This window comes from Frondihabitans sucicola (assembly GCF_030296615.1).
GTDB classification, from domain to species: domain Bacteria; phylum Actinomycetota; class Actinomycetes; order Actinomycetales; family Microbacteriaceae; genus Frondihabitans; species Frondihabitans sucicola.
Genome location: NZ_AP027733.1, coordinates 403,899 through 427,717 on the forward strand (window position 1 = coordinate 403,899; position 23,819 = coordinate 427,717).

Annotated in this window: 40 protein-coding genes; 4 read left to right on the top strand and 36 right to left on the bottom strand. The window is 67.9% G+C overall.

Annotated elements, in window-relative coordinates; all coding sequences use genetic code 11:
- Positions 1–51: 51 nt before the first annotated feature.
- The 16 genes from QUE79_RS24605 to QUE79_RS24680 form a co-directional block, all read right to left on the bottom strand.
- Positions 52–405: a hypothetical protein gene (locus tag QUE79_RS24605; RefSeq protein WP_286347136.1), complete on the bottom strand. Its 354-nt coding sequence runs from the start codon at positions 403–405 to the stop codon at positions 52–54.
- The gene (locus QUE79_RS24610) at positions 402–770 is read right to left on the bottom strand and encodes a hypothetical protein (RefSeq protein WP_286347137.1); all 369 of its coding nucleotides are present in this window, start codon (positions 768–770) and stop codon (positions 402–404) included. The genes QUE79_RS24605 and QUE79_RS24610 overlap by 4 nt, the downstream gene beginning before the upstream one ends.
- Positions 767–1,441 (bottom strand): hypothetical protein, encoded by a 675-nt coding sequence (locus tag QUE79_RS24615; RefSeq protein ID WP_286347138.1) that lies wholly within the window; start codon positions 1,439–1,441, stop codon positions 767–769. The genes QUE79_RS24610 and QUE79_RS24615 overlap by 4 nt, the downstream gene beginning before the upstream one ends.
- Before the next feature lie 102 nt (positions 1,442–1,543).
- A complete protein-coding gene (locus QUE79_RS24620; protein ID WP_286347139.1) occupies positions 1,544–2,164 on the bottom strand; it encodes an RNase H family protein in 621 nt (206 codons plus the stop codon).
- A 311-nt stretch (positions 2,165–2,475) separates the two neighbouring features.
- Complete coding sequence (locus QUE79_RS24625; RefSeq protein ID WP_286347140.1) at positions 2,476–4,374, bottom strand: hypothetical protein; 1,899 nt, start codon at positions 4,372–4,374, stop codon at positions 2,476–2,478.
- 117 nt (positions 4,375–4,491) lie between these two features.
- Positions 4,492–4,722, bottom strand: coding sequence for a hypothetical protein (locus QUE79_RS24630; RefSeq protein ID WP_286347141.1), 231 nt, complete (start codon positions 4,720–4,722; stop codon positions 4,492–4,494).
- A 74-nt stretch (positions 4,723–4,796) separates the two neighbouring features.
- On the bottom strand, positions 4,797–5,264 hold the full coding sequence (locus QUE79_RS24635; protein ID WP_286347142.1) for a hypothetical protein: 468 nt from the start codon (positions 5,262–5,264) through the stop codon (positions 4,797–4,799).
- A 4-nt stretch (positions 5,265–5,268) separates the two neighbouring features.
- Positions 5,269–5,604 (bottom strand): hypothetical protein, encoded by a 336-nt coding sequence (locus QUE79_RS24640; protein ID WP_286347143.1) that lies wholly within the window; start codon positions 5,602–5,604, stop codon positions 5,269–5,271.
- Complete coding sequence (locus QUE79_RS24645; RefSeq protein ID WP_286347144.1) at positions 5,601–5,945, bottom strand: hypothetical protein; 345 nt, start codon at positions 5,943–5,945, stop codon at positions 5,601–5,603. The genes QUE79_RS24640 and QUE79_RS24645 overlap by 4 nt, the downstream gene beginning before the upstream one ends.
- A 13-nt stretch (positions 5,946–5,958) precedes the next feature.
- A complete protein-coding gene (locus tag QUE79_RS24650) occupies positions 5,959–6,273 on the bottom strand; it encodes a hypothetical protein (RefSeq protein WP_286347145.1) in 315 nt (104 codons plus the stop codon).
- A 153-nt stretch (positions 6,274–6,426) separates the two neighbouring features.
- Entirely contained in the window at positions 6,427–6,735 is a 309-nt protein-coding gene (locus tag QUE79_RS24655) for a hypothetical protein (RefSeq protein WP_286347146.1), read from the bottom strand.
- A 315-nt stretch (positions 6,736–7,050) separates the two neighbouring features.
- A complete protein-coding gene (locus tag QUE79_RS24660) occupies positions 7,051–7,629 on the bottom strand; it encodes a hypothetical protein (RefSeq protein ID WP_286347147.1) in 579 nt (192 codons plus the stop codon).
- A gap of 159 nt (positions 7,630–7,788) precedes the next feature.
- Entirely contained in the window at positions 7,789–8,169 is a 381-nt protein-coding gene (locus tag QUE79_RS24665; RefSeq protein ID WP_286347148.1) for a hypothetical protein, read from the bottom strand.
- A gap of 94 nt (positions 8,170–8,263) precedes the next feature.
- The gene (locus QUE79_RS24670; RefSeq protein WP_286347149.1) at positions 8,264–8,647 is read right to left on the bottom strand and encodes a hypothetical protein; all 384 of its coding nucleotides are present in this window, start codon (positions 8,645–8,647) and stop codon (positions 8,264–8,266) included.
- Positions 8,648–8,753: 106 nt separating this feature from the next.
- The gene (locus QUE79_RS24675) at positions 8,754–8,978 is read right to left on the bottom strand and encodes a hypothetical protein (protein WP_286347150.1); all 225 of its coding nucleotides are present in this window, start codon (positions 8,976–8,978) and stop codon (positions 8,754–8,756) included.
- A gap of 225 nt (positions 8,979–9,203) precedes the next feature.
- On the bottom strand, positions 9,204–9,920 hold the full coding sequence (locus QUE79_RS24680) for a hypothetical protein (RefSeq protein WP_286347151.1): 717 nt from the start codon (positions 9,918–9,920) through the stop codon (positions 9,204–9,206).
- A gap of 150 nt (positions 9,921–10,070) precedes the next feature.
- On the opposite strand from QUE79_RS24680, the gene QUE79_RS24685 reads away from it, so the two are divergent.
- A complete protein-coding gene (locus QUE79_RS24685) occupies positions 10,071–11,267 on the top strand; it encodes a PKD domain-containing protein (protein ID WP_286347152.1) in 1,197 nt (398 codons plus the stop codon).
- Positions 11,268–11,418: 151 nt separating this feature from the next.
- Here QUE79_RS24685 and QUE79_RS24690 read toward each other — a convergent pair whose 3' ends face one another.
- The 7 genes from QUE79_RS24690 to QUE79_RS24720 all read right to left on the bottom strand — a co-directional run bounded on the left by QUE79_RS24690 (position 11,419) and on the right by QUE79_RS24720 (position 14,882).
- Positions 11,419–11,889 carry a hypothetical protein gene (locus QUE79_RS24690; protein ID WP_286347153.1) on the bottom strand — a complete coding sequence of 157 codons (471 nt, stop codon included), beginning with the start codon at positions 11,887–11,889 and terminating at the stop codon, positions 11,419–11,421.
- Between the two features lie 120 nt (positions 11,890–12,009).
- Entirely contained in the window at positions 12,010–12,315 is a 306-nt protein-coding gene (locus QUE79_RS24695) for a hypothetical protein (RefSeq protein WP_286347154.1), read from the bottom strand.
- 9 nt (positions 12,316–12,324) lie between these two features.
- Positions 12,325–12,678 carry a hypothetical protein gene (locus QUE79_RS24700; RefSeq protein ID WP_286347155.1) on the bottom strand — a complete coding sequence of 118 codons (354 nt, stop codon included), beginning with the start codon at positions 12,676–12,678 and terminating at the stop codon, positions 12,325–12,327.
- Between the two features lies 1 nt (position 12,679).
- A complete protein-coding gene (locus QUE79_RS24705) occupies positions 12,680–13,210 on the bottom strand; it encodes a hypothetical protein (RefSeq protein WP_286347156.1) in 531 nt (176 codons plus the stop codon).
- Positions 13,207–13,611, bottom strand: coding sequence for a hypothetical protein (locus QUE79_RS24710; protein WP_286347157.1), 405 nt, complete (start codon positions 13,609–13,611; stop codon positions 13,207–13,209). Before QUE79_RS24710 ends, QUE79_RS24705 begins: the two co-directional genes overlap by 4 nt.
- 108 nt (positions 13,612–13,719) lie before the next feature.
- On the bottom strand, positions 13,720–14,250 hold the full coding sequence (locus tag QUE79_RS24715; protein WP_350271768.1) for an AAA family ATPase: 531 nt from the start codon (positions 14,248–14,250) through the stop codon (positions 13,720–13,722).
- Positions 14,151–14,882 carry a hypothetical protein gene (locus tag QUE79_RS24720; RefSeq protein WP_286347159.1) on the bottom strand — a complete coding sequence of 244 codons (732 nt, stop codon included), beginning with the start codon at positions 14,880–14,882 and terminating at the stop codon, positions 14,151–14,153. Before QUE79_RS24720 ends, QUE79_RS24715 begins: the two co-directional genes overlap by 100 nt.
- A gap of 113 nt (positions 14,883–14,995) precedes the next feature.
- On the opposite strand from QUE79_RS24720, the gene QUE79_RS24725 reads away from it, so the two are divergent.
- Complete coding sequence (locus QUE79_RS24725) at positions 14,996–15,466, top strand: hypothetical protein (RefSeq protein ID WP_286347160.1); 471 nt, start codon at positions 14,996–14,998, stop codon at positions 15,464–15,466.
- A 99-nt stretch (positions 15,467–15,565) separates the two neighbouring features.
- Here QUE79_RS24725 and QUE79_RS24730 read toward each other — a convergent pair whose 3' ends face one another.
- From QUE79_RS24730 to QUE79_RS24750, 5 genes are read right to left on the bottom strand one after another with little or no spacing between them, the layout of a single operon-like run.
- Positions 15,566–16,294, bottom strand: a complete 729-nt coding sequence (locus tag QUE79_RS24730) for a hypothetical protein (RefSeq protein ID WP_286347161.1) — start codon at positions 16,292–16,294, stop codon at positions 15,566–15,568.
- Positions 16,273–16,449, bottom strand: a complete 177-nt coding sequence (locus tag QUE79_RS24735) for a hypothetical protein (protein ID WP_286347162.1) — start codon at positions 16,447–16,449, stop codon at positions 16,273–16,275. The genes QUE79_RS24730 and QUE79_RS24735 overlap by 22 nt, the downstream gene beginning before the upstream one ends.
- 13 nt (positions 16,450–16,462) lie before the next feature.
- A complete protein-coding gene (locus QUE79_RS24740) occupies positions 16,463–16,609 on the bottom strand; it encodes a hypothetical protein (protein ID WP_286347163.1) in 147 nt (48 codons plus the stop codon).
- Positions 16,587–16,754 (bottom strand): hypothetical protein, encoded by a 168-nt coding sequence (locus tag QUE79_RS24745; RefSeq protein WP_286347164.1) that lies wholly within the window; start codon positions 16,752–16,754, stop codon positions 16,587–16,589. The genes QUE79_RS24740 and QUE79_RS24745 overlap by 23 nt, the downstream gene beginning before the upstream one ends.
- Positions 16,751–17,296 carry a hypothetical protein gene (locus QUE79_RS24750; protein ID WP_286347165.1) on the bottom strand — a complete coding sequence of 182 codons (546 nt, stop codon included), beginning with the start codon at positions 17,294–17,296 and terminating at the stop codon, positions 16,751–16,753. The genes QUE79_RS24745 and QUE79_RS24750 overlap by 4 nt, the downstream gene beginning before the upstream one ends.
- Before the next feature lie 260 nt (positions 17,297–17,556).
- Here QUE79_RS24750 and QUE79_RS24755 point away from each other — a divergent pair, with 260 nt between their 5' ends.
- Complete coding sequence (locus QUE79_RS24755) at positions 17,557–17,871, top strand: hypothetical protein (RefSeq protein WP_286347166.1); 315 nt, start codon at positions 17,557–17,559, stop codon at positions 17,869–17,871.
- 213 nt (positions 17,872–18,084) lie between these two features.
- Complete coding sequence (locus QUE79_RS24760; protein ID WP_286347167.1) at positions 18,085–18,642, top strand: hypothetical protein; 558 nt, start codon at positions 18,085–18,087, stop codon at positions 18,640–18,642.
- A 76-nt stretch (positions 18,643–18,718) separates the two neighbouring features.
- On the opposite strand, the gene QUE79_RS24765 is transcribed toward QUE79_RS24760, so the two are convergent.
- From QUE79_RS24765 to QUE79_RS24800, 8 genes are all read right to left on the bottom strand, one after another.
- Positions 18,719–18,865: a hypothetical protein gene (locus tag QUE79_RS24765; RefSeq protein ID WP_286347168.1), complete on the bottom strand. Its 147-nt coding sequence runs from the start codon at positions 18,863–18,865 to the stop codon at positions 18,719–18,721.
- 88 nt (positions 18,866–18,953) lie between these two features.
- On the bottom strand, positions 18,954–19,340 hold the full coding sequence (locus QUE79_RS24770) for a hypothetical protein (protein ID WP_286347169.1): 387 nt from the start codon (positions 19,338–19,340) through the stop codon (positions 18,954–18,956).
- Positions 19,337–19,846 carry a hypothetical protein gene (locus QUE79_RS24775; RefSeq protein ID WP_286347170.1) on the bottom strand — a complete coding sequence of 170 codons (510 nt, stop codon included), beginning with the start codon at positions 19,844–19,846 and terminating at the stop codon, positions 19,337–19,339. The genes QUE79_RS24770 and QUE79_RS24775 overlap by 4 nt, the downstream gene beginning before the upstream one ends.
- An 88-nt stretch (positions 19,847–19,934) precedes the next feature.
- Complete coding sequence (locus QUE79_RS24780) at positions 19,935–20,774, bottom strand: hypothetical protein (protein ID WP_286347171.1); 840 nt, start codon at positions 20,772–20,774, stop codon at positions 19,935–19,937.
- 267 nt (positions 20,775–21,041) lie between these two features.
- Positions 21,042–21,356 (bottom strand): hypothetical protein, encoded by a 315-nt coding sequence (locus QUE79_RS24785; protein WP_286347172.1) that lies wholly within the window; start codon positions 21,354–21,356, stop codon positions 21,042–21,044.
- Positions 21,357–21,419: 63 nt separating this feature from the next.
- On the bottom strand, positions 21,420–21,977 hold the full coding sequence (locus QUE79_RS24790) for a hypothetical protein (protein WP_286347173.1): 558 nt from the start codon (positions 21,975–21,977) through the stop codon (positions 21,420–21,422).
- 9 nt (positions 21,978–21,986) lie between these two features.
- Positions 21,987–22,178: a hypothetical protein gene (locus QUE79_RS24795; RefSeq protein WP_286347174.1), complete on the bottom strand. Its 192-nt coding sequence runs from the start codon at positions 22,176–22,178 to the stop codon at positions 21,987–21,989.
- A 257-nt stretch (positions 22,179–22,435) separates the two neighbouring features.
- Entirely contained in the window at positions 22,436–23,494 is a 1,059-nt protein-coding gene (locus QUE79_RS24800; protein WP_286347175.1) for an MDR/zinc-dependent alcohol dehydrogenase-like family protein, read from the bottom strand.
- Positions 23,495–23,819 lie beyond the last annotated feature (325 nt).

The window sequence follows — 23,819 nt, forward strand, 5'->3', positions numbered from 1 at the left end:
GTGGGGTTCCGTTCGGAGCGGGCGCCGCGGCGCCGGGGTGCGGGCTTCGGGTTAGCGGAAGCCGTCGGGGTACTGGGCGTGAAAGGCGTCCGCGTCGATGTAGAACAGATGCGGCCGCGCTTCGCTGAAGGGGATGAGGGCGCCGACTTCGGCGAGGCGGGCGAGGAGCGGTTGCGTGCCCTTGCGGATGTTCGCCTTCGAGGTCCGCGTCTCGATGTGCAGGCGCTCGACGAGGTCGCGGGCATTGAGAACGCCCCGAGGGCGCGCGCTGTACGGCTCGCCGCTGATCTCGGGGCTCGCGGACGCATTACTGGCGTCGATGAAGTACTGGATGTCCCGGAGGGTCTTCCGCTCGATCCGCGTCAGCAGGCGCCGGGTCTTGAGAGCGGGGTCGGCGGTCGTCAATTCCGTGTCCCCTCGGTCGCCGGTGCCGACGCGGGCGCACCGACGATCTTCGTGAGGGCGATGGCCGCGGCGACCAGGCCGCCGCCGACGGCGCCCATGACCAGCGCGAGCGTGCTGAGGGCCGGGTCGACGTCGATCGGGACGCGTGCGAGGACGACGGCGCCGCTGATGAACGCGATCGCTGACCACTGGAAGAGCTTCAGCATCCGCCGAGCAGTCGCGCGCGATGCCCGCGCACCGTGGATTCCCCGACGAGTGCGGACGATCGAGTCGATCCCCTCGGCCGCGGCGGCGAGGAATGCCCCGAGGCAGACGGCCCCGAGGAGGCCCAGGCAGAACAGCAGGGACAGGCCGAGCACGCTCATGCGCCCGTCCAGACGTCACCGGGGCGGGCGAGCCGCTCGAAGCGGAAGCCCGAGTAGTCAGGTCGGCCATCGAGGGTGCCGACGGAGGCGACGGCCTCGATGAGGTGGAGCCGCGCGAGAGCGAGCGAGCCATCGGCGACGACCGTGTCCTCGTAGCGCTCGAAGTCCCCTCGGTATGCACGGACGCGGTCGCCGATGCGGAGGTGGCCGAGGTCGCTTTCGACCCAGTAGCAGCCATCGGCCTTGAGGGACGCTGCCGTGGAGTCCAGGATGTCGAGCAGCACGCGCGTGAAGTACCGATTGGGCACCGGACGCCCGGTTGCCGGATGGAAGAGCAGGCTTCGGTAGGCGATGTGGGGCGCGATGTCGGGGACGGTGATCGTGACGGTGTCCTGCCGACCGAGAGGGGCGCCAGGAGCACCCAGGGCGAGCCTGTCGAGAGTCTCGTCGATGTCGTCGAGCAGACCTGCGATCATTGCGGTCACGTTGCTGCCACCCATGTCGTAGCCGTGGCGGATGTTCCAGGCCACCCGGCTGACGATGTCATCCATGGTCTGGCTCTCGGCCCTGTGCGCCACCTCCGGCCTGGGGATGGTGATGTGCTCGGGGTTGACGTCTGCGCGCCTCGGTCGAGCGCGGTCGGAGGTGCTGACGCTTGACGTCAGAGTCATGGGGGTCTCGCTTCACTCGTCTCGAACACGGGGGCGATGCGGAACCGGGACCCCCTACAGCCACGGTTCCACGTCGCCAATCTTAGTGTAGCAGGTTGCTAACTAGGCGATCAGCTCGATAGGCTCTCGCGCCCACCAGCGATCGATCGCCACGGGCTCCTGGCGGCGGCTGAGGGCTCGCGCCTCGGCAGTGACGAGCCCGCACTCGCATTCGCGGTCCAGGGCCCTCCTGGCGTCGTTTGCGGCGTGCCTGCGGAACTTCCTGAGCGCCTGGAGCACCTCGGAGCCGTAGTCGATGCGTCCCTCGTCGGCGGCGAGGCTCGCGAGGCGGTCGGCGGCGAGGCTCGCGAGGCGGTCGGCGGCATGGTTCAGGGGGTCGCCCGAGTGGCCGCGGACCCAGTGCGCGATGATCTCGCGCGATTCGGCCAGCTCGGCGAACTCGTCGACCAACTCGGGCCGGAACTTGGTCGGGCCGCCCAGGTCGAAGCCCGTGATGATCGCATACGGCGCGATGAGCGTCAGGGTCACGCGACTGTCCGTGCGCAGGTGCACCTCGGACCCCTCGGGCGTAGCCCTGACGGCCTCGATGGCGGCGCGCAGCTCGGTGCTGCCGACGTCAGAGGGGGTGGCGGACTGGCCGTACGCGTACGTGCCGTTCTCGCGGACCCAGGCCCATGTGCCGCGCGCCATCCTTCCGGAGGCATCCGAGCACACGGCGATCATCGGAGCGCCTAGCCAGCGATCCCGACGAGAGCCCCCGTGGCGGTGTCGCGACTACCCCTAGCTACGACACCACCACGGAGTGCGGACGGCCCTCCCAGACTCGTCCGCATACCCGAAGGCGACCGACCCGAATCGATCACCTGCGTGGGCGATCCTCCCCGGCGCGGATCAGGCGCTGAGGGGAGGTTCATGCGCTTTACTGTAGCAGGTTGTCACCCGTTGCCCTACTCGGATGGGCCATTCGTACCCCGCCTATGCGGAGACTTCGAGGAATGCCGGAGGGTCGGGGATGGGAGAGCGAGCGGAGCGACCTACGCGCGCGCCTCGGCGCGCTTCACGTGGGCGAGCCAGGCGGCAGCGAAGGGGTCCGTGCGCTTGAGCATGCGAGTGTCGAAGAGCCTGGTCATCAGCTCGGGCAACGTCGGCGGCTCGACGGGCGTCCGGGCGGCCACCACGGCGGCATCCACCCCTGCCGGGTTGAGCTTCCTCCATCCAGCCGCGATCTCGTCGAGCGCGACGGACACGTCGAACGGGAGCTGGGCCTGCTTGTCGAGCTGCTTGGCATGATCCAGCCATGCCTTGGCGCCCGCATCGGTGGCGAGCTGCGCGCGGCGGGCGAGGGCCAGGTAGTGGCGATCGGGAGCCTTCTCCACCGCTGCCAGGAGTACGCGTCGGTCCCTGTCGAGCGTGTTGACGTTGTCCCGGCGCCAGCGGGGCGCGATCAGGTCGAGGGCGGCGTGGAGGTCTTCGCTGAGATAGCCGCCGGATGCGGCGGCTCGGGTGACCATGAGCCACTGCGTCGAGTACTTGTCGGAGCCGAGGCGGGCATCCTTGGCCAGCGTCAGGTAGTGCTGGTCGCGCCCGTCGGCGACCTCAGGGGCGGATGCTGCCTCATCGACGACGGATGCGTCCGTGACGTACACGTCGCGCCAGTCCGCGTCGAGCTGGCTGGGGCTGGCCGAGCGCCACAGCGGCATGATGCTGTCGTACTGCGCCTTCACGTCGGCGGGCAGCAGGCCAAGGGAGTCGAGTTCCCGTTCACGGATCAGCCATGCGCGGGACGCCGTGGACTTCTTCGACAGCCGCCCGTCCGAGGCGGCGGCGATGTACGGTGCGCGGCGCGCTGTGCCCTCGGATGTCCGAGCGGACCGGGCTGCCCGGATGATGCTCGGCATCTCGGATCGCCATCCGGGGATGCTGTCATCGAGGGCCCGCTTCCGGGTCTCTGTGAGCTGCTCGCGACGGAGCTTCACGCCTTGCTCGTGGAGCCAGGACTTCGCGGGGCCGGTGATGGGTTCCAGGGGCCACCCCTTCGAGACCTCGACGATGCGGCGCTCGAAGAGGGACTTGGGTTCGATCTGGGCGGTTCCGGCCTCGACGGCCCGGAGGCGGGCGTCGGTGTCGAGGTCGGCGGCGTTGTGGTCCCGCCATCCGGGGATCGCCTTGTCGTAGCTGGCGGCGCGCTTCTTCGTGAGGTCGCCGGTGGCCAGGCGGTGGCGTTGGTCGTTCAGCCATCGGTTGCCGGTGGGCAAGGAGGCGAGGCGTCCTTCGGCGGCGGCGGCGAGGTAGCTGTCGCTGTCCAGGTCGCTGCGGACTGCCGCTCGATCAAGGTCGGCGAGGCGCTTGACTCGGCGGGCCGCCTTGGCGCGGTCGTCGGGATTCTCGGCGGTGATCTGGTCGAGCTGCTCGGCCGTGAGGGGGTTCACCCAGCCAGGGAGGGCTTCGTCGAGGACCTTGTCGGTCCCTGCGCCCTGGTGGACGGAGAGGAGGGCGCGCTGGAGCGTAAGCCAGTTGTCGGCGTCGGCCCCGACGGATGCGAGTCGACCTTCACGGGCGAGGGTGAGGTAGTCGTGGTCCCAGGAGGGCGGCTGCACGCCGTTGCGGAGGGCCCACCCGTCATCGAGTTCGCGGGGCGAGAGCGTGAGCCAACCGGGTGCGGCCTTGTCGAGCTGGGGCTTGAGCTGCGGCGGGAGGGTGCCGCGACGGAAGGCGCGACGCGAGTCGGCGAGGTAGAGAACTGCGGCCTTGACGTCCTCGCGCAGGGTGCCGGACTTGGCGGCGCGAACGAAGGCGGCCGTCGACATCGGCTTCGGAGTCGCCGGAGCTTTCGCTGGCGCCTTCGGAGGGGTCTTGGCGTCGGGCTTCGCGGCCGCCTTCGGGGCGGCCTTGGCAGGGGCCTTCTTGGCGCGGGGTTTTGTTGCAGCAGGCATGAGCATCTCCGGGAGGAAGGAGGGCGATCGTGATGCACACCGTACCGCTGATTGCTTGGTCGAGCACCGCGCCGTGCCGGTCCCCTTGGGAGGTTGTCAGTGAAGCACGTGGCCGCTTCAGTCGCGGGCGAGCTGGCGCGCCAGGTCGCGGCCAAGGCGCGTGGTGGCGACCTTCCCGGCACCCGGTCCGATGTACTGCCGCTCGATGAGGCCGCGAGCCTCCAGCGCGGCTGCGGTTCGGGCGCCGACGCGATCGCGCATCGGGTCGACGTGACGCCCGACGCGAAGGGGACCGGCACTTTCGATCCAGGCAAGGGTGTCGAGCATGCGGGTGGTCAGGTCGGCCATGGTGGTCCTCTCGATGGGGTCTCTACTGGAGAGAGCGTCGAGGGGCCCCGATCTATCAGTCGGCGACGGACTTCTTACCAGCCCGGGTCTTCGTTGACGTGCCCGACGACGCCGCGCCCACGCTTCCCGGCGAACACGCGAGCGGGCTTCTCGCTCGCTCGGGTGTCGAAGATGTCGTCGTAGACGGCGAGGTACCTGTCCGGCAGGACCAGGCGTGCCCACGCATCGACGAGGCGGAGCGCATCCTCGATCGACGCCTTGTTCGGGGTCCGCATGAGGGAGCGGCCGAAGACGCTCTGTGTGAAGTCGGAGTTGCCCTGCTCGATCCAGCCGAAGGAAGAGCCGTGGTCGCCTTCGTCGCCGAGTCCGCACTTGAAGACGATGGCGTCGTAGAGGACGAGGGTCACCTGCCGCTTCTCGGAGTCGTAGGTGAAGTCGTGGTTCTTCTGGCCGAAATAGCCCCACACGACGCGGGACAGCTCGTCGACGTCCGTGATGCGGCGCTGCGGGTCGTCTGGTGTTTCCGTGTCCCTTGTGGTCATTTGACTACTCTCCCAGGCTCGTGTCATCGGGGTAGGTCTCCAGCCAGTGGCCGAGACCCTTGAGGTAGCGCCCGACGCCGGTAGCGCGGGCGAAATCCTCCCCGAGCGGGTCGAGCTTGTCGGCGCCGAGGGCGGCCACCTCCGGCGAGAGCATGTGGCTAGCGAGACCGAAGTTGGCCAGGCCGTGCAGCACCGCGGCGACCTGGTTGCGAGTGGGCGGCGGATCGCCGTGAAGGTTCGCGTCGAGATGGAGAGCCTGGGCGCCCATGAGGACATCCGCGGCGTGCTGGCCGTTGAGGTCGTAGGCGCTCGGGACGGAGGGGTCTCTGTGCGCGGTCATCGGCGGTTACTCTCCCACTCGCGAACGCGGGCGAGGTGGGTCGCGGCCCAGGCGGGCAGCTCGCTCATACGGCTCGCGGGCTCGTCCCACTGCCGGACATTGTCGTGGAACGCGACGCCGCGGCGATGCTGCCCGTCACTGCCATTCGTCTTGACCGTCGGGCCCTCGATGTACACGTCGAGCACGCCAGGCTCGGAGAAGCGAGAGGCGCTGATGGTGAGTCGCTGCGGCTTGATCTTGACGCGGCGACCGTGCTGGAGCTGCGTGAGGTGGGGAAGATCACCCGGCAGGTCGAACTCGTACTTGACGCCCGGCTCCTCCTCGGTGAGGTGGAAGGTCATGGTTTCCGTGTCCCTACTGCTCGGGGAGGAAGTGGAGCGCGCCGATGATGATGGCGAGCCCACCAAGGGTGGCAGCGTCCACAGGCAGAAGGCGCCGGAACCCCTTCAGGGTGAGCTTCGGGCGCTGGAGCGTGTAGGCGACGGGTGTGCCTGTGCGGGCGGCCTCGTCGGCGCGCTCGGCGGCGTTGTCGGCGATGACGATGCGCCCCTTGACGATGAGGTTGACCGCGACGGCCAAGCCGATGATGAGCCAGAGAATCGGCGTGGGCACGGCGGGCGCGAAGGCTTTGAAGGCACGCGAGGCGGCCGCTGCCAGAAGAATGATCATGGGGCTCCGTTGCGAGCTGGGATGGCGCGTGGCCCGCACGGGACAGCGCTACCTGGATAGCGTCAGTATAGCAGGTTGCGACAGAAGCGGTCTTCGTCGGGCGCACCGGAACGCCCCAGGCCCGCATGGCCCAGGGTGTTCGAGCGAGTGCTCTTAGAGGGCGGAACGGAGTTCGAGGAGTTCGTCCAGGATCGCCACCCGACGGGCACCGTAGCTGCGGCGCTGTTCCGGGTCGGCCGAGCTGGTCTCGACCTCGGTGAACACGAGGATGGCGCGCCCGAGGGCATCGGCGGAGTTCCCGAAGGGACCACCAGTGCTCGCCAGGGCCCGGGTGAGGCGGAGGGCGTTGCTGAACTCGATGGGGCTCGCGGCTGAGTTGCGGGCCTTGATCGATGAACGGCGTCCGTCTCGGAGCGCCTCGACGATGCGTGCTTCGAGGGAGGTGGTGTCGATCGCGGTCATGCGGCTGCGCCCTTCTGGTCGCGTCGGAGCTGTTCGAGGTCGCGCATAGTGTCCGCGCGGAGGCGGCGCCAGCCATGGAAGGCGTCGCCGGTCTCGTTTGCCGAGAGGGGGATGCTTCCTGCGCCAGGAGCAGGGCTGTGGCAGTCAGATCGGGGTCGGCCGCGAGTGCCGCGCCGACGGCGAGTGCCGCGAGGACCTGATCCCGTCCGGCGTCCCACTGCGCCGCCGTCAGGGCGGACCTGGTGGACCGCTGCGACTCGCCGAGCAGGCGCTTGAGCCTGATCCCGGCGAGTCGCTCCGAGACGATGTGCTCCATCAGCGGCTCGCCCTGTTGGCGGCGATGAGGAGCTTGGTCAGCGTCTCGGTGGTGAGCGTGGCGTGGCCCTCGAAGTCGAACTCGATGCGGCCCGGACCCGTGGCAGGGATGCCCGCCTTGCGGATCATCGTGCTGAGGTTCATCACCTTGTCGTACTCGGCTGCGCGTGCTTCACGGGCGGCTTTCTCCTCCGCCTTGCGCTCGGCTTCGATCCGCGCCTGCTCCGCAGTCACCTCGTCGAATGTGCCCTTGAGCATCGCCGGGGAGATGGCGCGCATGAACGTGCCCCGCGGGAGCTTCGTCGACATCTGGGTCTCACCGAGGAGGTCGTTGACGTTGAGCGCTCGAAGCTCTTCGAGGTGCTCACGGATGCTCTCCGGCTTCTGGATGGCGAGGATCGCCAGCATGCGCTTGGCCTCGCCCTTCTTGGCCTTCCGGAGCGTCCCCATCTCGGCACCCTGCGACGTGGAGAAGAGCACCGGCGTCGTCGTGTCGAGGATGAACATGGCGCTGGGCTCGAATTCGGCGGCGGTGCCGGTGGTGTAAAGCTCGCCTGCGGTGATCTCGGTGGTCTTCATGATGTCCTCTCGTGGCCCGTCCCTCGGGCCGCTTGATTGCTACAGTACACGTGCATATGCACTTCGTCAACTGTGGTTCGCGAGAATCTTCGGCAGGGCGTCCACGCGCCAAAAGCCCCGACCGCGCGGGGCGATCGGGGCTCTCGGTGATGGTGGGTGCTACGCGGCGATGCTCTCCAGCACGTCCGCCTCGACCTGCGACGCGAAGCCTGCGGCGAGGGCGAAGGTTGCGACGTTGGCGAACACGAAGCCGACCAGTTCGGCCGCCCTCTCGCTGAGGCCGACGGCGTAGACCATGTTGCCGTTGATGTAGGTCTCCATCTCGGCCGCGTCGTCGACGAGCACCTCGACGTTGCTGACGCCTTCGCGGTAGCCGATGACAGCGCGGCTGAGGTCGTGCGAGGTCTGGATGTGGAAGTAGAAGCCCGCCTCGGTGGCGAGCGTCTCGGCGGCGAAGCGCGCTGCGGAGTCGCCCGAGAAGGTCTCGATGGTCTCGGCGAGCTTGTTGCTGACGATGGGGCGGATGGCGGTGATGGTCATGATGTCCTCTCGTGGCCCTGTCCCTCAGGGCCTCTGAGAGCTACAGTACACGCTGCATATGCAAGCGTCAACACCGCGAGGAAACTCGGCGTGTCTAGTCGTCGAGGAGGATGCGCAGGGCACCCTTCAGTGCCGCCTTGTCGCGCGTGAGCTTGGCGACTTCAGCCTCCAGTTCAGCGATGCGGGCGTTGACGGGAGCGGGCTTGAGCGCGGGCGCTGCGACCACCTCGCGGGCGGGCGCTGCGGCAGCAGGCGCGACGGCGGGCGCCGGTGCGGCCACGGGCTCCGACTTCGGCTCCGGCTCGTTGGCCTTGTCGTACGCCTTGATCCATCCGCGGAGGGACTGTTCCCCGACCTGGTACTTCTCGGCCGTCTCCCGGATCATGCTCCGGTCCTTGGGGTTCGCCGCGCGCCGGGCCAGAACCTCGTCGGTGGCCTGCTGGCGGGTCTCGGGCGTGTACTTCTGTTCGAACGGCATGGGATTCCTTTAGCGAGATGGTCAGGCGTATGTAGCGAGCATGAAGAAGCTCATGCTGAGCGGGTTTCCGTGTCCCTTAGGTCCACGTTAGAGAGTGCATATGCGTTTATGCGAACTGGGGCGTGACGGGCATGCTGCTCGTCGACATGCGACGCAGGGTCCGCATGAACTCGTCGGTGCCCTCGGTGCCGTTCCGCGCACTCTCGACATAGCCCGCAAGAGCAAGTCGCACGACGTCCGAGAGGCTGTCGTCATGATCGAGCGCAACGTCCTGCGCGGGTGCATATAGCTCATCCGCGATGCGGAAGACGCGGTTCTTGGTAGCGGCCATCAGAGGGTCACCTTTCCAGCGAGACAGTCGGGGCAGACGTCGGACTCGGGACGAGTCTCGACGCTGGGGGAAGTACGAGGCCGCCGCCGCAGACGACGGGGGCGAAGTCGGGGGTGCGCTCATCGTCGCGGGCGCGATCGGGCAGGTGATAGATCACGCCGTCCGGCTCGGGGTACTTGCGGATCAGCTCACCGAGGACTCTGCGACCCCTCACTTGCTGCGGCGTCACGTGAGGTCCCCTGCGTGCGTGAGGAGCTGCTCGCGCATGCCGGGGCGGCGGGCGTTCATGAGGACACGGACCCGAGTCGGAGCGGTCTTGGTGAGTGCGCCGGACGACAGGAGCCCGAGAGCAAATGAGGCCAGCTCTGCCAACTCGCGCGCGCGCCGCTCGTCATCGGCGATGTTGCGGATGCGGACGAGTTCGTGCGGGAATGCCTGGGCGCGATTGGTCCACGAGTCGTGGCTCTCTCCCGGGGTGTCATAGGCGGCGAAGACGCAGTGCTTGAGGATCAGGGCCACGTCATCGAAGTAGTTGCCCTCGACCTGCACGTGAGGAACTCCGTGAGGATTGCTGGAGGTGGGCCGCATGCCGTCGGCGTCAAGGGGCTTCGCCATGTCCACGCCGACGGAGGAGCGTCCCTCGTCCCAGCCCTTGTGGGCGCCGCGCTCGGTGGCGATGAGCACGTCGAGTTCCGCGGCGCGGTGGTGGAAGGCGCTGAGGTGGAGCCCGGCGACTTCCGAGGTAACCATCGAGCCGATCGAGTGGGCTCGCTCGCTGTTGGCGGCCGCGCCGTCCGCGTTGACCGTGAAGCTGGTGGCTTCTTCCCGCACCTTGAGGGCGAGGCGTTCGAGGTCGCGGGCGATCAGCTCGGCGTGGTCCGTGACGGTCCTGTGGAGCGCCACGATGTGGTCGACCTCAGGACGTGACGTTAATTCAGACATAAATGTACTGTAGCACAGTGCATAGGCAGTCGCTAGCTGGGTAGCGCCCAGGTCAGCGGTTGCGAATGACCCCCAACCGAGGGATAGACACTTAAACCATAACGTGTACTGTAGAACGAGTGCCGGGAGGGACCCGGCCGAGAGGACACCATGACCACCCAGAAGACCCGCCAGCCGATCCGCGTTGCGGCCGCCGTAACTGCCATCACGCTGGCATCCGCCGGTCTCGCACTGACCGGCGCCGCAACGGCGCACGCCGACGAGACGCCCGTCGCGCCCACCACGGAGCAGACGCCCGAGGCGACCACGCCCGCCGTCGACCCGACGAGCGAGCCGACCGCTCAGGACTCGACACCCGCGGCCGTCCCCACCGACGAGCCCGCCCCGGCCCCCACGGACTCTCCGAGCCCGGAGCCCACCGCGGACCCCGCGCCCAGCAGCGACCCGGCCCCGTCCGGCTCCCCCACGCCCGAGCCCGAGCCCACCGAGTCGGCTCCCGTCGCCGACCCGGCACCCGAGGAGCCCTTCGTCGCCCCGGCCCCCTCCTTCACCGCCGCCGTCACGGACGGTCTTCACGTCCACGTCGATGCCACCAGCACCACGCCCGGCAGCGACCCGATCACGAACTACGAGTGGACCTTCGGGGCTGCGGCCAGCATCTCCGGTGGCCCGGTCCAGGACTACACCTGGCCCACCGGCACCCGCGGCACCGTCACGATCACCCTTCGCGTCACCTCCGGCGGCCAGGTGTTCACGAGCACCCGCGAGGTCACCGTGACCACGCCGCCCGTGTCGAAGTTCTACGTCGGCGAGCACAGCGGCCTCTGGGTCGTGTTCGTCGCCAGCGGCGACACCGACCCGAACAAGTACCTGTCGTTCTGGGACTTCGGCGACGGCTCCACCCACGGCGGCTCGATCGGCAAGCACGCCTTCGCCAAGGCGGGCACGTACACGGTCACCCTCACGACGCAGGACATCGCCGACCCGACGGTCATCAGCGTCGCCACGCAGTCCATCACCGTCAAGGCTTCCGCACCCGCGGACCCGGGCGCCGGAACCGGCACGGGCACGGGCACGGGCACAGGCGGTGGCACGGGTGCCGGTACCCCCGTCAAGACCCCGACGCCGGTGGTCACGATCCCGGTGGCGACGCCTGTCAGCTTCTCCGGCACCGCGACCTCGGGCGTGAAGCCCGCGGCGGTCCGCGAGCAGGCACTCCCGGAGAGCCTGCCGTACACCGGCTCGCGCGATCCGCACCCGGCTGGCTTCGCGGCGCTGGTCTCCATGCTTCTCGGTGGCGGCCTGCTCGTCGCCGCACGTCGCCGCGGTCGCAAGCACTCCGCCTAGCTCTGCCACGAAGGGGAGGCCGTCGAGACGGCCTCCCCTTCGTCATGCCCGGGGCCGCCTCGCCGGATACTCCCATCCCCGACCCTCGGGCTCGGAGCATGGCAAAGGGCGCCACGCGAGTTGCGTGGCGCCCTGATGGATCGGGCCCGAGTCAGGCCGTGGGCTCGACCCCGAACTCCGCGAGGTGGTCAGCGAGGAGCGAGCCCTCCTTCGGGAACCGCTCGGACTTCCAGCCACACGAGCACTCGGGCGGGAAGCCTGCGAACGGCAGGACGATGGCCTGGTGCTCCTTCTCCGCGGGCTGCTCCAGCGCGAACTCCAGCGGGATCGAGGAGCAGGGCTCCCAGTCGCCGTTCTCGTTGTTGACGCTCGTTCCGAGTTCGAGGATGGGCTTGCCGGACTCGTCCTGGTGAATCCAGAGGGAACCGATCTGCACCCCGTTGATCGTCAGCCAGACGTTGCCCCCGCTGTGCATGAGGTCGCCCTGGGCGCCCATGCTGTCGATCTCCGAGGTCTTGAGCTGGTAGGTGACGCCGGTGAAGTCGTTGTTGAGACTGAGGGCGAGCTGCTCGGGCAGTTCGGCGGCCTCGATTGCGGTGTTGTGGGTGATGGTGCTGCTCATGATGTCCTCTCCGTGGCCCGTCCCTCGGGCCATTTCTTACAGTACGCGGCACCACCGACATTCGTCACAGGGCACGGCTGCTGCACCCTTGAGACGCACGTTTCCGTGTCCCCGAAGGCGCTACCGCCACTCGTAGCTGAAGCGCCACTCCAGGGCGTCGAGCCCCTCCTCGGAGATGTCCGGGCGCAGCTCGGCCAGCCGCGCACGCATGTGCCGGGACCCGTGGAGGAGCGAGTCCTCCGTGCCGTCTCCCCATTCGACGGGGATGGCGTTGGCATCCTCGACCGCACGGAGGATGGCAGCGCGCAGCCCTGCGTCGATTCCGCCGTCGAAATGGTCGAATCGGGCGGCGGGGTAGGCGGAGATGCCGCGCCCGAAGTAGATGGCAAGGGCGTGGCCCAAGTCCGTGTTGGCGGGCGTGTGCATGGCGTCTCCCTAGTTGACCATGAGGCCGATGAGACTGCCCCCGAGCCACTGCGCGACGAGCATGGCAGGGATTATCGCGAGGGCGATGACCGAACCGTTTCCGCCGAGCTTCGCGGAGGGGCTGACGGCGAAGAGGGTGAGGATGACGAACGCCGAGAACGAGCCGAGCCAGGCGAACAGGGCGACGGCGTGGCCCGCAGCCGCACTGGACGGGGCTGGGCAGGCGTCGATGCAGGCGCTGGAGAGCCCGTAGATGAAGAAGTCCACCAGCGTCAGGATCACGAGGACGACGATGGAAGCCATGATGAGCACCACCGTCAGGCTGTCGGAGCGCTGGGCCGGGCGCGGCTTGTCCCACCGCATCTCAGCCTCCGATGATCATGTAGGCGACCCAGGAGCCGATCTGCACGACCCCCATGGCAGCGCCCGCCACTGCCGCGACCGCCACCTGGGGACGACCCTCACGGACGCGCTGTCTGCCGACGATGAGGCCGACGACCCAGGCGACCACGCTCAGGAGCCACCCAATGACGATGGTGGCGTGCTGCGCCGACGCGATGGCCTGCGGCGTCCGAACGTCGATGCCGTGGGCGAGCCAGTAGAGCACCAGGTCGAGCGTGGAAGCGGCGAGGAACGCGATCACCGCGATGGTGCGCAGAAGCAGGGGCAGCTCGATGCGGAATGACCCCGTGCCGACCATGTCGATCTCGCGCGACTTGCCGGAGGACTGACGGGCCTTCGAGATGAGGAACGCGATGAGCCCGCCGATGGCGAGGATGCCGATGATGCCCCCTCCGAAGCGCCACAGGAGCAGTGCGCCGACGACGATCCCGGCGACGAGGCCGACCCGCTTGACGACGGCGGTCGTGCGGGGCATCTCCTGGTCGAGCCTCACGACATGCTCGCTTGGAACAGGGCGGTGAGAGCCCAGGCGCCGATCTGGACGGCGCCGACGACGAGACCGAGGCTCAGCGCGGTGACCCAGGAGCGGCGGGCTCTACGGATAGCGCGGATCGTGAGCACGAGGCTGGTCCACCAGAGGGCAGTGGAGACGATCCATCCGATCACGACGGTCGAGGCGACGGCGGCCGCCTGCGCGTGTGGGGTCTCGACATCGACTCCCCCGGCGGTGATCCAGAGGACGAAGTCGAGGCCGGAGGCGCAGAGAAGCGCGAAGGCCGAGAGCACCAGGAGCACGATGGCGATGGCCGTCGAGGCGGGGCGGCCCTGCCGGGGCTCGGTGAGAGGCGGCGGCCCGTACGCGGGCGCTGGTGGCATGGGTTGCAGGTCAGTCATGAGTCCCCCTGTGGTGCAGTCAACTCACGGTATCCACCGCGGACCGCATCACAGGGGGTCACTTCTGCCCTAGTCGAGCCCGATTTCAGCCCTGTTTCCGTGTCCCTGTTATGCGGCGTCACCCTGGAAGTGAAGACCCCGGAACATGGCGCAGCGGCGGAAGAGGTCCGTCGAGAGGGGCTCGCTCTTGTGCTCGGAGACGCGGAGCGCGAGGCGCAGGAGCATCTTCATGTCGCGGGGCGCGATCTCGGGGAACCCAGCGACGAGGCCGTCGATGAGGGGTCGACCGAGGTCCACACCGCTGTTCTTGCCGAGCACGTCCCAGATTCGGGCCGCATCCGTGGCGTCGGGAAGGGTGTAGTCGATGATGGCCGCGCATCGGGAGATGATCGCGTCATCGATATCGTCGGACCTGTTGGTGGTCATGATGATCAGCGCGGACGTGTACTCCAGGGTCCTCAAGAACTCGGCGACGATGGCGTTCTGCTGGATGTCGTTGCCTCGGGCGCGGACGAACACGTCGCATTCATCGAGCGCGATCACCGCGTTCCAGCGCTTGGCGCGGTCGAAGACCTCTTCCAGGTTCTTGCGGACGGTGTCGGCGGTGATGCCCAGAGTGCCCGAGTGGATGGAGTACAGGGGCGCTTGATCAGCTCGGAATAGACCTCGCTCGTGAGGGTCTTGCCGACGCCGGGTACGCCCTTGCAGAGGATGACGTTGCCCGCGCTCTTGCCCTCGATGATGTCGCCGGTGAACGTGGCGATGTCAGTGGTGAGGATGTCGAGCAGCTCCCGGTGATCGGCGGGAAGCACGAGCTTGTCGCGGAGGGTGAGGTCGTACTCGTAGGCGGTGAGGTCCTGGCTGTTGACCCACAGGAAGTCATGGTTGTGCAGGTCGAAGACGCGAAGAACGGACCGGATCGGCACCTCGCCGGTGGTGTCGCCGTCGCTGGCCTGGCCCCGCACGGCGCCGAAGAGTTCCGAGTCGGTGCGCTCGGCGAACGCCGGAATCTCCTTCGGGGCGATGTCGTGGATGACGCGCCGGTTCGTGAACTGGGTGCTCCGGTAGCTGCGACCAGCGATGCCGGTGAAGCGGAACTGCTCGGCGAAACCCTCGGTGAGCTTCTTCCGGTAGTCCTCCGTGGACTTCTCGTAGGCCGCCTTGAGTTCGGGGGTCTCGTGGAAGATGCCGCGACCCGCGAGGACGTCGGCGACCTTCTTGCGCGTGATGTCGGCCTTGTGGAACGACTCGGTCGTTCGCATCGGGCCCATGCCGTCGTTTCGACCCCCTCACTGCCAGCATTATTCGATTCCAGGCGAATGTAGAGCGTGGGCTCACCGCCGCGGCTGTCGTCGTTGATCCCGATGCCGGTGACGAGGTAGGCATGCAGATGCCCGTCGGACTCCTGGCGGTAGACCCAGCCGTCGATGAGGTCCTTTTCGAGGTAGGCCTTGATGTGGCTGACACCGGCGCCGAAGCTCGGGATCGACTTCGAGAAGTCGCCCTTCCGAACGAGCTGGATCGACTCGATCATGCGGACGAAGGACTTGTCGTCGGCCTCCTCGGCGGCGGCGATGAGGTCGAGGAGAGTCTCGTCGGTGATGTCGTAGTCGTAGATCGTGGCGCTGTCGTTGTTCCAGCCACTGCTGCGCTCCTTGTAGCGGAGCAGGTGTTCGTTGGTGACGTGGGCAAGAACTGCCCTGGGGGCCTGAATGGTCATGGTGTCCTCTCGTGGCGCCGTCCCTCGGCACCTATTCGTTCTACTTCTACAGTACACGCATATGCACATACGTCAAGCGTAACGGGAGTTACGGTCGCGTCAGGATTCGCTTCCCCCGGGCTCTCCCATCCCTGACCCTCGGGCGAGGCGGGCTGGCGGCGCCCGCCTCGGGTGTGGGCAGAAGTGTTCCGACGGCGGAAGGGATGTGTGTGCGACCCGGCCTCGCTGCACCCGTCAGGCGCGGTTGCCGTCCTCCGCGCTCAAGGCGGCCGCGAGAGCCTGGTCCTTGGTGACACGGACGCCGTTGAGGGTCCAGCCCCCGCGGTAGAGCGTGTCGCCGTAGTCCAGCGCGCCGAGGTCGAAGTCGGAGGCGTCCTGGTCGTCGAGGTGGATGACGGTCAGCTCGCCGTGCCGGGCGGGGCCGTAGGCAGCGGCATTGAGCGCGAGTCCCTCTTCCGTGAGGGGGCCGTGGTCGAGCGGGGTGTGCGGGTGGAGGCGCTCGACCTCCGCGAGTAGGGCCCGTCCGGTCCCGTGGCGCTGGTGACTGGGGAGCGTCTCAATGGACGAGACCTCAACGATCCCGCCGACGAGGCGGAAGAAGATGCGGGCGATGCGGAGCCCGTCGGCGATCGCAGCCACCGACTCCAGCCCACCGGGGCGCCCGTTGGTGTCCGTGTGGACGAGCTGCATGTTCACGGTCGTGGTCGACACGTCGGCGCGGAAGACGTCGAGGCTATCTGCGGGCGCGAGGATCGCCTGCACGAGCGGGTGATCGCGCTTCTCGGCGAGCACCTCGTGGCCACGTCGGAGAATCGAGCGCAGCGCGGCCTCGGTGGGCTCGTCGACGAGGTCTTCCACGAGAAGGCGCGTCTGCGACTGTGGGCGGTCGACCGCCTGCGTGATGCGTGGGTCGGCGGGGTTGCTGATGCGCCTCCGGAGCGTCACGGTGACCGTGCGGCGCACGGCGTCATGTTCGGCGGCGAGGCTCGCGCTGACGGTCCCCCGAGGTAGCCCTCGCCTATGAGAGCGGCGGCGGCCGCTCGTCCGGGGCTGGAGCTGGCGACGAGGAGCTGGTCGATGATGCTGTTGACGCTCGGCGCGGAGGTGGTGTCGTTCATGTCTGCTCTCGGTCTATCGGCTCAGGCGAGGATCGCGATCTTCCCAGTCGGTACGGTCATCGGCCTCTTCGGCGATGAGTTCCCAGAACGCTTCGATCTCGGCGCGGCTCATCCTTCGGAGCGTGGCGCGGATGTCGTCACGCTGCTCGGTGGAGAGCACGGGCCTTCTGTCGCTGCTGACGGATGTTGTAGTCGACGCGGTCGTCGTCCTCCTCTTCAAGGAGGAGGTGCAGCTCGTCGATCTGGTCGGCGCTCATGCCTCGCAGCATGTCACGAAGGCGCTCACGCTCGGCGCTGGAGATCACTTGGCCACCTCCACGAGCGAGGCGCGGAGAGCGTCGATGAGGCCCTGGATGCGGTCCTTCGTCGCGGCCTCCAGCTCCTTTCGCTTGGGGTCGTCGTAGACCATGCCCACGGTCGACTGGTATCCGGCATCCCGGGCGACCTTGGTCTCCGCGAGGAGGGCGGTCATCTGCTCGGGCGTGGCCGCGGGCTCGCCGACGCCGCCGAGCCAGCCGATGACGGGCTTGCCGTCCTTGGTGTCGCCGATGCGGAGCGGTCCGCCGTTCCGGAGGCTGAAGGTCCAGGCGCCGATGTAGTACGTCGACTCCTCGTTGGGGAACTGGTGGTCGGCCTGCGAGGCACTGCCGAGCTTGTTGACGTACATGGTCTCCAGGATCACTGTGTCGACCTTGACCGAGAGGTAGCCACCGTCGATGGTGGCGTCGTAGGTGCCCGCCTTGACGAGGAGCTGGTGCCAAGCGTCGGCGGACTGGAAGTCGGCCCGGCGACGCAGGGCGTCTTCGTGGATCGTGAGCTGGAACTTCTCGGCCGTTGCGGTGGTCATGGTGTCCTCTCGAAGGGCTGTCCCTCAGCCCCGCATTGCCTACAGTACATGCATATGCACAGTGCGTCAACACTGATTTATGGACGGCCTGAGGAGCCTTTGTCCGCGAGATGGCCGCGAGCAAGGCGATCGCGGAAATGAGGGACGGAGTGGAGCGCCCTGAGCGGGGTGGGGTCATTTGGTGGCGCTTTTGAAAAAGGGTGGGGTCATTTGGTGGCGCCCCCTTTTGGCCCTATTTCACAACTAGCTACCGTAAAAACATGACCAAAAACAAGAGCACCATCAAGCAGGCCCTCGCAACGATCTACACCGATCCGCTGCCCATCTCCCTCAATGCCATCGAGATCATCTTCCTCACCTGCGGCACCTTCAGTGCTGCGGTCGCGGCGTTCGCCCTGGCGGCGTCCGAGATCACGGGCAACGCCTTCACGGTGGGAACCTCCTCCGCGGGTGCGTCGGCGGTCACGACCGCGACACTCATGTTCGTCGCGGGCGCGGCGTACGCAATCACCGTGATCCGCGTGCTCCGCAAGGGCATCTCCGCACGCAAGACCCTCCTCGCCCGCGAAGACTAGAACCGGACGACGACGCGCCCCGCTCAACGGCGGGGCGTTTCGTCGTCCCGACTCCTCGACCTCGGCGCCGTTCAAACCACATGGGCCGTTCGGGGTGGAGGGTCGGGGATGGGAGTGAAAACGGGATGGCCTCGGAGTCCGGGACGAAATCGCAAGTTGCTAGCGTAAAAACCAGGGCCCGAAGGCCTATTCGACCATGACCGAAGGACGCCGATGATCATCCGCGAAGCTACGCTCCCCGCATCCAACAATCTCGACATGGGCCAACAGTTCCAGGCCAACGAGGCCAGCTACGGCGCCTGGATCGGCTACTGGGAGATGAGCGCGGAACTCAAGAGCCAGATCATCAGGACCTCAGCCGTCGTCACAGGGGGTGCCGCAGGGACCCTGGTGACACTCTGGGCCCTCACGGCCACCCTCTTTCACGCAGCCTGGCCCATGGCTCTGATCCTGACCGCCTTCGTCATCGCCGTCGAGCGATGGGTGATCAAGCATCACTTCGGAGCCATCTTCACCGCCGGGGCGCGTGCAAACGCCCTCGGCGAGGCGATTGCCGAAGGCCTGGTGGCGATCGGCTACGAGTGGACCCAGGCGGCGTCCATGATCAAGATGGGCTGGAGCGACCCGGCGGGAGCGCCGTCGGGCACGATTCTCTGGTTCTGGGCCGAGGGCAAGCTCGGCCCGGATGAATACCGTCTGCACCTGACGCCCGAAGGGGACCACTGGCGCGCCCAGTTCGAGCAGATCGCACCGGTTGGGATCGGCGCCTAGTCTTCCCAACCCCAGTTGCAAGAAGCGCCCGACGCTACAACTCCGAGCCTCGTTGAGTTGTAGCGTCGGGCGCTTTTCAGTCGACGTCGCCGCGCGACCAGCGGCGCTTGCGGCCGACCTGGCGGTTGACACGGAAGGGGACGCGACGCGCGTCTCCGTTGCCGCGGTTCTTCCAGGGCTTGCAGAGAGCACAGCCCTTCTGGCGGTGGGACCTGTGAGCCATGGAGGCTCCTTCCGAGGGCTACACCCGCCTCGGGAGGCGGGGTAGCTTGACGCGTCCCGTGCTCGGTTCCATGGTCTGAGGGTAGCCGCTAGAGCGAGCCACCCTCCAGGATCGTGATGGACTCGAAGAGCATCGTGGACAACGATCGGTGGGCGTAGTTGCCGAAGTCGCGGCCGTCGTCCGCCACCAGCCGCCACTCGATCGGCAAACCCTGGCCGCCGACGTCGTGGCCGTCACGCATCCGGCGCCCACTCCGCTCGTAGCGCTCGGCAACACCGACGTGCTCGCCGTCAACGAAGACCTGGCGGGTGCCCAGCAAGTGGAACCCATGGATGGCCATGCCGACGCCGGGTCCGCCGTCGGCCCGACTCGGGGAGATGTGCACGAGGGGGTCGACCTCGATACGCCCGACGAGTGAGCGGGACCCGTTGTGGTCGCGGGTTGGCTTGACGATGGTGCGCTTGGGCTCGGTCATGCGTGCACCGGGCGCGCGGCCTCGACGATGGCCGAGCGCGCAGCGAAGCGCTTGGCGGCCTCTGCGTCGTGGATCGGGCCGGAGATGCCGAAGTGCCGCATGCCCGCGGAGGCTTCGCGCATCGCCGTGGCGGCCTCCTGGATCGCATCGAACGTGGGGGCGGCCTCGCCTGCCGGGGCGACCCAGGCGTATGCGACTGCCGAGTCCACGTAGCCGGTCTTGATGGGCACGGGGCCCATGGGGGCGAGGTAGTCGGGCCGGAACCAGACGCGGACGGTGGTGTGCCTCTGGGGGCGCGAGGAGCCGTACTTGCGGGCGCTCAGGCAGTAGAAGGCTGGGACCTCCGCATAGAAGCCGTTGGTGCCAGGCTCGGAAGCGACGATGGGGTAGATGCCGTCCTTCAACTCGTAGACGTCGTAGTCGCGCTCACCGAAGAGGTAGGCGCGGTGCGTGATCTCGCCGACGACGGTCATCGTCATGGTCGTTGGGTCGAAGGTGTTCGACATGGTGGGCGTCCTCTCGGAGACCGTCCCTCGACCTCGTGCGTCTTACAGTACATGTAAGACGAACGAGCGTCAATACTCAGAGGCGGCGCTACGGGCAGGGCATGGTCCCACCGTGCCCGTTGGAGACGACGCAGCCGTAACCGCCAGGAGGCACCACGCCTCCGCCGATGTCGCCGCCGAGCGTCCCTGCGCCGGGAGGCGTGGAGCGGGCGACTGGAGGCGTGGAGCCACCTCGCGAGGAGCTGGTGCCGCCGGTGTACGACTTGACGGGCGAAGCCTGCCGGGCCGCGGCGACTCGGGCAGCTTCGGCGGCAGCCGCCGCTTTCGCGGCTGCCTCTGCCGCAGCCTTCTTGGCGGCAGCTTCGGCCTCCGCCTTCTTCTTGGTGGCGGCGACCTCCGCGGCAACGCGGGCGGTCTCGTCCTTCTGGAAGGTGGCGAAATCGATCGCGAGGGCCGAGGTGTCGAGGGAGAGCTGGCTGGAGGCCTGTCGAGTCTTGGCGGCCGTGGCGGTGATCGCCTTGGCGGCGGCGCGGTCCCCGCAGGTCTTCTCGGCGTGCAGTGCTGCGAGGTCGAGCTTGTCATTGCCGACGGCCTTGATGAAGTCGACCCCGCTCGGGCGGGCGGAGGTTGCGGCGACAGCCGCTACGGCGGGGTGCGCCGCGTAGCTGGTGCTCTTCCAGCCCTTGCCGCCCGGGAGCGTGGTGCTGGTGATGGCCTTCAGGGTGACGTCGGCCGCCTTGTTCGCCTTGCTGGCACGGGTGGCGGCCTTCTCGCCAGCCTGGAGCGCAGCTCCGCACTGACGGCTGGTCTCGGCGCCGTAGGCGCGGTTCGCTCCGACGGCGACCCCGGCCCCGACAATGACGGCGGCGGCGGCGAGGATCGCAATGAGGCGAAGGCCCGGCTTTCGGCCCATGGTGGTCTCGGTCACAGCGACTCCCCTGAGCCTTGGCGGCGGCCTGGTCGCGGGCGCGGATGTCGGCGAACTGTTGGATGACGGTTTCGAGCGAGCCAATCCCCCACTGGCTGATGGTGTGGCGTCCGTCGCCTTCGGTCGTCATCGACTTCAGCTCGATGGCGCAGTCCTCACAGATGCTCGAACGGTAGAAGCGACCCGGGCGACGGAAGCTGCCGCCGCCGAAGTGGGAGGCGAGCAGGACGTCCTTGCGCAGCTCGCAGCGGTTGCACTTCCCGCGCCTCATCGCTCGACCTCGGCGTCGGGGTAGGCGATGGCGCGCCACTCGGCGATCTCCGCCTGGTTGAGCTTGCCCTTTCTGGCCTCGGGCTCACCGTTGGCGACCATGGCGTCGATGAGCGCTTGGATGCCTGCGGCGTGCTCGCGGAGCTGCTCGACGGACGGGTAGAAGGTCGCGCTGAGCGTCATGCGCCCGGCCTCGTCGCTCTCCTGGAGGTGGATGGATGCGTGCCCGTCGTGCATCACGGCCGCCATGTGCTGCGAGCCGTAGTGCTCGATGACGGTGCGGCTCTCGGTGAAGGTCTTGCGGGTGCTCATGACGTCCTCTCGTACGCCTGTCCCTCAAGCGCATTCCTACAGTACATGCTGTCTTGCTGAGCGTCAACCGTTGTCGGCCGCGCGGGCCACCTCCTCGCGCTCCCTCCAGCCCGGAAGCTGCTCATCCAGGAGGCCCGTCATCCATGCATCGAGAGAACCCCGTCGCTCGGTGGCGAGATTGTGCTCAAGCCTGATCGCATCGCGAAGACGGATGGGCGTCGTTGGCCACCCCTCGGCCAGTCTCCCGACGAACTTCGCATCTTGATCGCGCATCCAGGCATCGTTCTGAACTCGGAGACGTGCATCTCGTTCGGCCCTGGCGCCGGAGCGCGCCGACTCCAGCCAGTCCCAGGCCCGCTTGTCCCCTCTCCCTGAGTAGGGCGCGTCGAGGATGTCGATGGCGAAGAGCCGTCCTGGCGCCGTCCAGGCGCCTGCGTAGAAGACGTCGCAGAACTCCTGGGCTGAGCGCTCCGAGCGCACCAGGAGGACCGATCGCTGCACTCGGACCCACCGGGAGCCGCCCTCGTCGCCCCACGTGCTGGTCCAGTCGCGCCGCAAGTACTCGTGGCCGTCCTGGTTGAGGTCGTAGGTCAGGAGGAGGACGTGTTCACCGAGGGCCATGCGCCGAGATTACCGGCGCGAGGTCATCGCGGGAGGTGTTTCCGTGTCCCTGCCTTCGAACCAGTCCTGCACCTTCCGGTAGGCGCGGTTCAGAGTGTCGATGTCTCGCTGGGTGCCCTCATCTTCGAGGTGCACCTCCAGGAGGGCGACGGCGGCGGTGATTGCGCCGAACTGGGCCTGGGTGAGTTGGGGATTGGGCATGGCGCCTCCTGGATCATCGAGAGAAAGCCCCTCACTCTCTACAGGCCGCAAGATGGGTCCAAATCCCGGCATCGTGGTGAATTCCCAGCCTTCGCTGGTCGACGTTGTTCGCAACCTGCTACACTAGACACAAGTCGCCTCGAACACGACCCAGAAGGCCCCACCGTGGGATGTCGGAGTCCCTCTCCGCCCCGCTTACCGGAGTAAACCTGGCCCCCTAGGCCAGCCGGGACAGGTGGGGCCTTCCTTCATTCCCGCTACGCGGCCTCGACCACCGGCTCGACGGTCGTCGGCATCTCGACCACGTTCGACTCCGGGGCTCCCGCGAGGATGCGTTGCATTGTCCCGTCCAGCGCAACGCCCACTCCGCAGAGCAGCAGCGCGAGGCATGACGCAGGCAGGAGCCAGACGGCCCCGACTGTCGACACGATGAGCGTGCCGAGAAGAGGCCCTACGAGGCCTCCGATCGTGATGCCCTGCGCCATGATCGCGGCCGAGCGGCCAGGCGAGAGGTGTGGGCGGGCCGTGGCTGCCAGTGGATAGATCGCCCCAGCCACCGGTGCCTTGAGGATGCCGATGAGCACTCCGCCGCCGACGAGCATCACCGCGGCGGCGATCGCCCCAGGATGCGGGAAGGCGATGAAGGTCGCAGCGATGACCGCCGTGGGGATCGCCTGGCCCGCCAGCCCCCGATAGACCGCGCGGGCGAGGCCGCGGGTCGCGTCCTTCCGCGCCGCGAAAGCGAAGCCGCCGATGATGTGCCCAGCGCTCGGCGCCGAGCTTGCCGCACCGACAAGGCCCGCCTGTCCGGCGCCAACGAGGACCGCAGTCGATCCGGCTCCTAGGAGCGCTCGGGCGACGTGGTACAGCGAGTATGTGGCGGACATCCACCAGTCGTGAAGACCCGCCACCTTCCCGATGCGGGTCTTGGCCTTCGCGGCAGGCTTCTGGTCCGGCAGGTGTGACACGAGCAGCCAGCCGATGAATGCAGCGCCGCCGAAGCCGAAGACCGCCAGGGGCGACAGGAGCACCAGTGGCGCGGCGAGGGCCGGGCCGACGGTCCACGCGGTCGCCGAGAGCGTCGGTTCGAGGATGCTGCCACGGGCGCTGAGTTCAGGGCTGAGGTCCAGAGCGTGCCACCAGCCCTGAGCGAGCGCTGCGATACCCGGCGTCGTCGCTGAGAACAGGAACGTGGTCGCGGCGAGCCCGATGACGCCGACGCCCATCTCTCCCCACACGAACGCGCCAACGGAGAACAATGCGACGACGATCGCCTGGGCGGCTGCCGCGAAGCCGAGCACGAGCCGGACCCCCACCGCTCGACCCAGCGCTGGCTGATGCCATTGACGGCCAGGAGGCGGCCGCACCCGCCGCGCTGATGACGCCGAGCGCCGCGAGCCCGGTCAGCCCGGAGTGGAGGCCCGGTAACCAGTTGAGGTGGGCCTGGACAGCGACGAGCGTGGCGATGGCAGTCGTGAAGCCGGACGTGGCGACACGGACGATGAAGACGCGAAGGATGAGGTTGCGGGCGGCGGGGCTCGCGAGCAGGTGCCGCAGCGACGCGCCCGCCGTCGACTCCGCGTCTGACATGGAGGTGGGCATGGCCTTACCGTAGCTACTTGCGACTCCGCGGCGAGCTGG

Excerpts from the sequence above, each read along its gene's own strand:
- QUE79_RS24720 (WP_286347159.1), bottom strand. The coding sequence starts at position 14,882 with ATGGGCCCGATGCGAACGACCGAGTCGTTCCACAAGGCCGACATCACG.
- QUE79_RS24685 (WP_286347152.1), top strand. The coding sequence starts at position 10,071 with ATGACCACCCAGAAGACCCGCCAGCCGATCCGCGTTGCGGCCGCCGTA.
- QUE79_RS24670 (WP_286347149.1), bottom strand. The coding sequence starts at position 8,647 with ATGCCGTTCGAACAGAAGTACACGCCCGAGACCCGCCAGCAGGCCACC.
- QUE79_RS24655 (WP_286347146.1), bottom strand. The coding sequence starts at position 6,735 with ATGACCGCGATCGACACCACCTCCCTCGAAGCACGCATCGTCGAGGCG.
- QUE79_RS24760 (WP_286347167.1), top strand. The coding sequence starts at position 18,085 with ATGATCATCCGCGAAGCTACGCTCCCCGCATCCAACAATCTCGACATG.
- QUE79_RS24665 (WP_286347148.1), bottom strand. The coding sequence starts at position 8,169 with ATGACCATCACCGCCATCCGCCCCATCGTCAGCAACAAGCTCGCCGAG.
- QUE79_RS24770 (WP_286347169.1), bottom strand. The coding sequence starts at position 19,340 with ATGACCGAGCCCAAGCGCACCATCGTCAAGCCAACCCGCGACCACAAC.
- QUE79_RS24795 (WP_286347174.1), bottom strand. The coding sequence starts at position 22,178 with ATGCCCAATCCCCAACTCACCCAGGCCCAGTTCGGCGCAATCACCGCC.
- QUE79_RS24615 (WP_286347138.1), bottom strand. The coding sequence starts at position 1,441 with ATGACTCTGACGTCAAGCGTCAGCACCTCCGACCGCGCTCGACCGAGG.
- QUE79_RS24690 (WP_286347153.1), bottom strand. The coding sequence starts at position 11,889 with ATGAGCAGCACCATCACCCACAACACCGCAATCGAGGCCGCCGAACTG.
- QUE79_RS24680 (WP_286347151.1), bottom strand. The coding sequence starts at position 9,920 with ATGTCTGAATTAACGTCACGTCCTGAGGTCGACCACATCGTGGCGCTC.
- QUE79_RS24620 (WP_286347139.1), bottom strand. The coding sequence starts at position 2,164 with ATGATCGCCGTGTGCTCGGATGCCTCCGGAAGGATGGCGCGCGGCACA.
- QUE79_RS24775 (WP_286347170.1), bottom strand. The coding sequence starts at position 19,846 with ATGTCGAACACCTTCGACCCAACGACCATGACGATGACCGTCGTCGGC.
- QUE79_RS24765 (WP_286347168.1), bottom strand. The coding sequence starts at position 18,865 with ATGGCTCACAGGTCCCACCGCCAGAAGGGCTGTGCTCTCTGCAAGCCC.
- QUE79_RS24755 (WP_286347166.1), top strand. The coding sequence starts at position 17,557 with ATGACCAAAAACAAGAGCACCATCAAGCAGGCCCTCGCAACGATCTAC.
- QUE79_RS24735 (WP_286347162.1), bottom strand. The coding sequence starts at position 16,449 with ATGAACGACACCACCTCCGCGCCGAGCGTCAACAGCATCATCGACCAG.
- QUE79_RS24725 (WP_286347160.1), top strand. The coding sequence starts at position 14,996 with ATGCAGATGCCCGTCGGACTCCTGGCGGTAGACCCAGCCGTCGATGAG.
- QUE79_RS24750 (WP_286347165.1), bottom strand. The coding sequence starts at position 17,296 with ATGACCACCGCAACGGCCGAGAAGTTCCAGCTCACGATCCACGAAGAC.
- QUE79_RS24610 (WP_286347137.1), bottom strand. The coding sequence starts at position 770 with ATGAGCGTGCTCGGCCTGTCCCTGCTGTTCTGCCTGGGCCTCCTCGGG.
- QUE79_RS24650 (WP_286347145.1), bottom strand. The coding sequence starts at position 6,273 with ATGATCATTCTTCTGGCAGCGGCCGCCTCGCGTGCCTTCAAAGCCTTC.
- QUE79_RS24785 (WP_286347172.1), bottom strand. The coding sequence starts at position 21,356 with ATGAGCACCCGCAAGACCTTCACCGAGAGCCGCACCGTCATCGAGCAC.
- QUE79_RS24675 (WP_286347150.1), bottom strand. The coding sequence starts at position 8,978 with ATGGCCGCTACCAAGAACCGCGTCTTCCGCATCGCGGATGAGCTATAT.
- QUE79_RS24660 (WP_286347147.1), bottom strand. The coding sequence starts at position 7,629 with ATGAAGACCACCGAGATCACCGCAGGCGAGCTTTACACCACCGGCACC.
- QUE79_RS24635 (WP_286347142.1), bottom strand. The coding sequence starts at position 5,264 with ATGACCACAAGGGACACGGAAACACCAGACGACCCGCAGCGCCGCATC.
- QUE79_RS24700 (WP_286347155.1), bottom strand. The coding sequence starts at position 12,678 with ATGCGGTGGGACAAGCCGCGCCCGGCCCAGCGCTCCGACAGCCTGACG.
- QUE79_RS24630 (WP_286347141.1), bottom strand. The coding sequence starts at position 4,722 with ATGGCCGACCTGACCACCCGCATGCTCGACACCCTTGCCTGGATCGAA.
- QUE79_RS24625 (WP_286347140.1), bottom strand. The coding sequence starts at position 4,374 with ATGCCTGCTGCAACAAAACCCCGCGCCAAGAAGGCCCCTGCCAAGGCC.
- QUE79_RS24640 (WP_286347143.1), bottom strand. The coding sequence starts at position 5,604 with ATGACCGCGCACAGAGACCCCTCCGTCCCGAGCGCCTACGACCTCAAC.
- QUE79_RS24710 (WP_286347157.1), bottom strand. The coding sequence starts at position 13,611 with ATGACTGACCTGCAACCCATGCCACCAGCGCCCGCGTACGGGCCGCCG.
- QUE79_RS24645 (WP_286347144.1), bottom strand. The coding sequence starts at position 5,945 with ATGACCTTCCACCTCACCGAGGAGGAGCCGGGCGTCAAGTACGAGTTC.
- QUE79_RS24790 (WP_286347173.1), bottom strand. The coding sequence starts at position 21,977 with ATGGCCCTCGGTGAACACGTCCTCCTCCTGACCTACGACCTCAACCAG.
- QUE79_RS24695 (WP_286347154.1), bottom strand. The coding sequence starts at position 12,315 with ATGCACACGCCCGCCAACACGGACTTGGGCCACGCCCTTGCCATCTAC.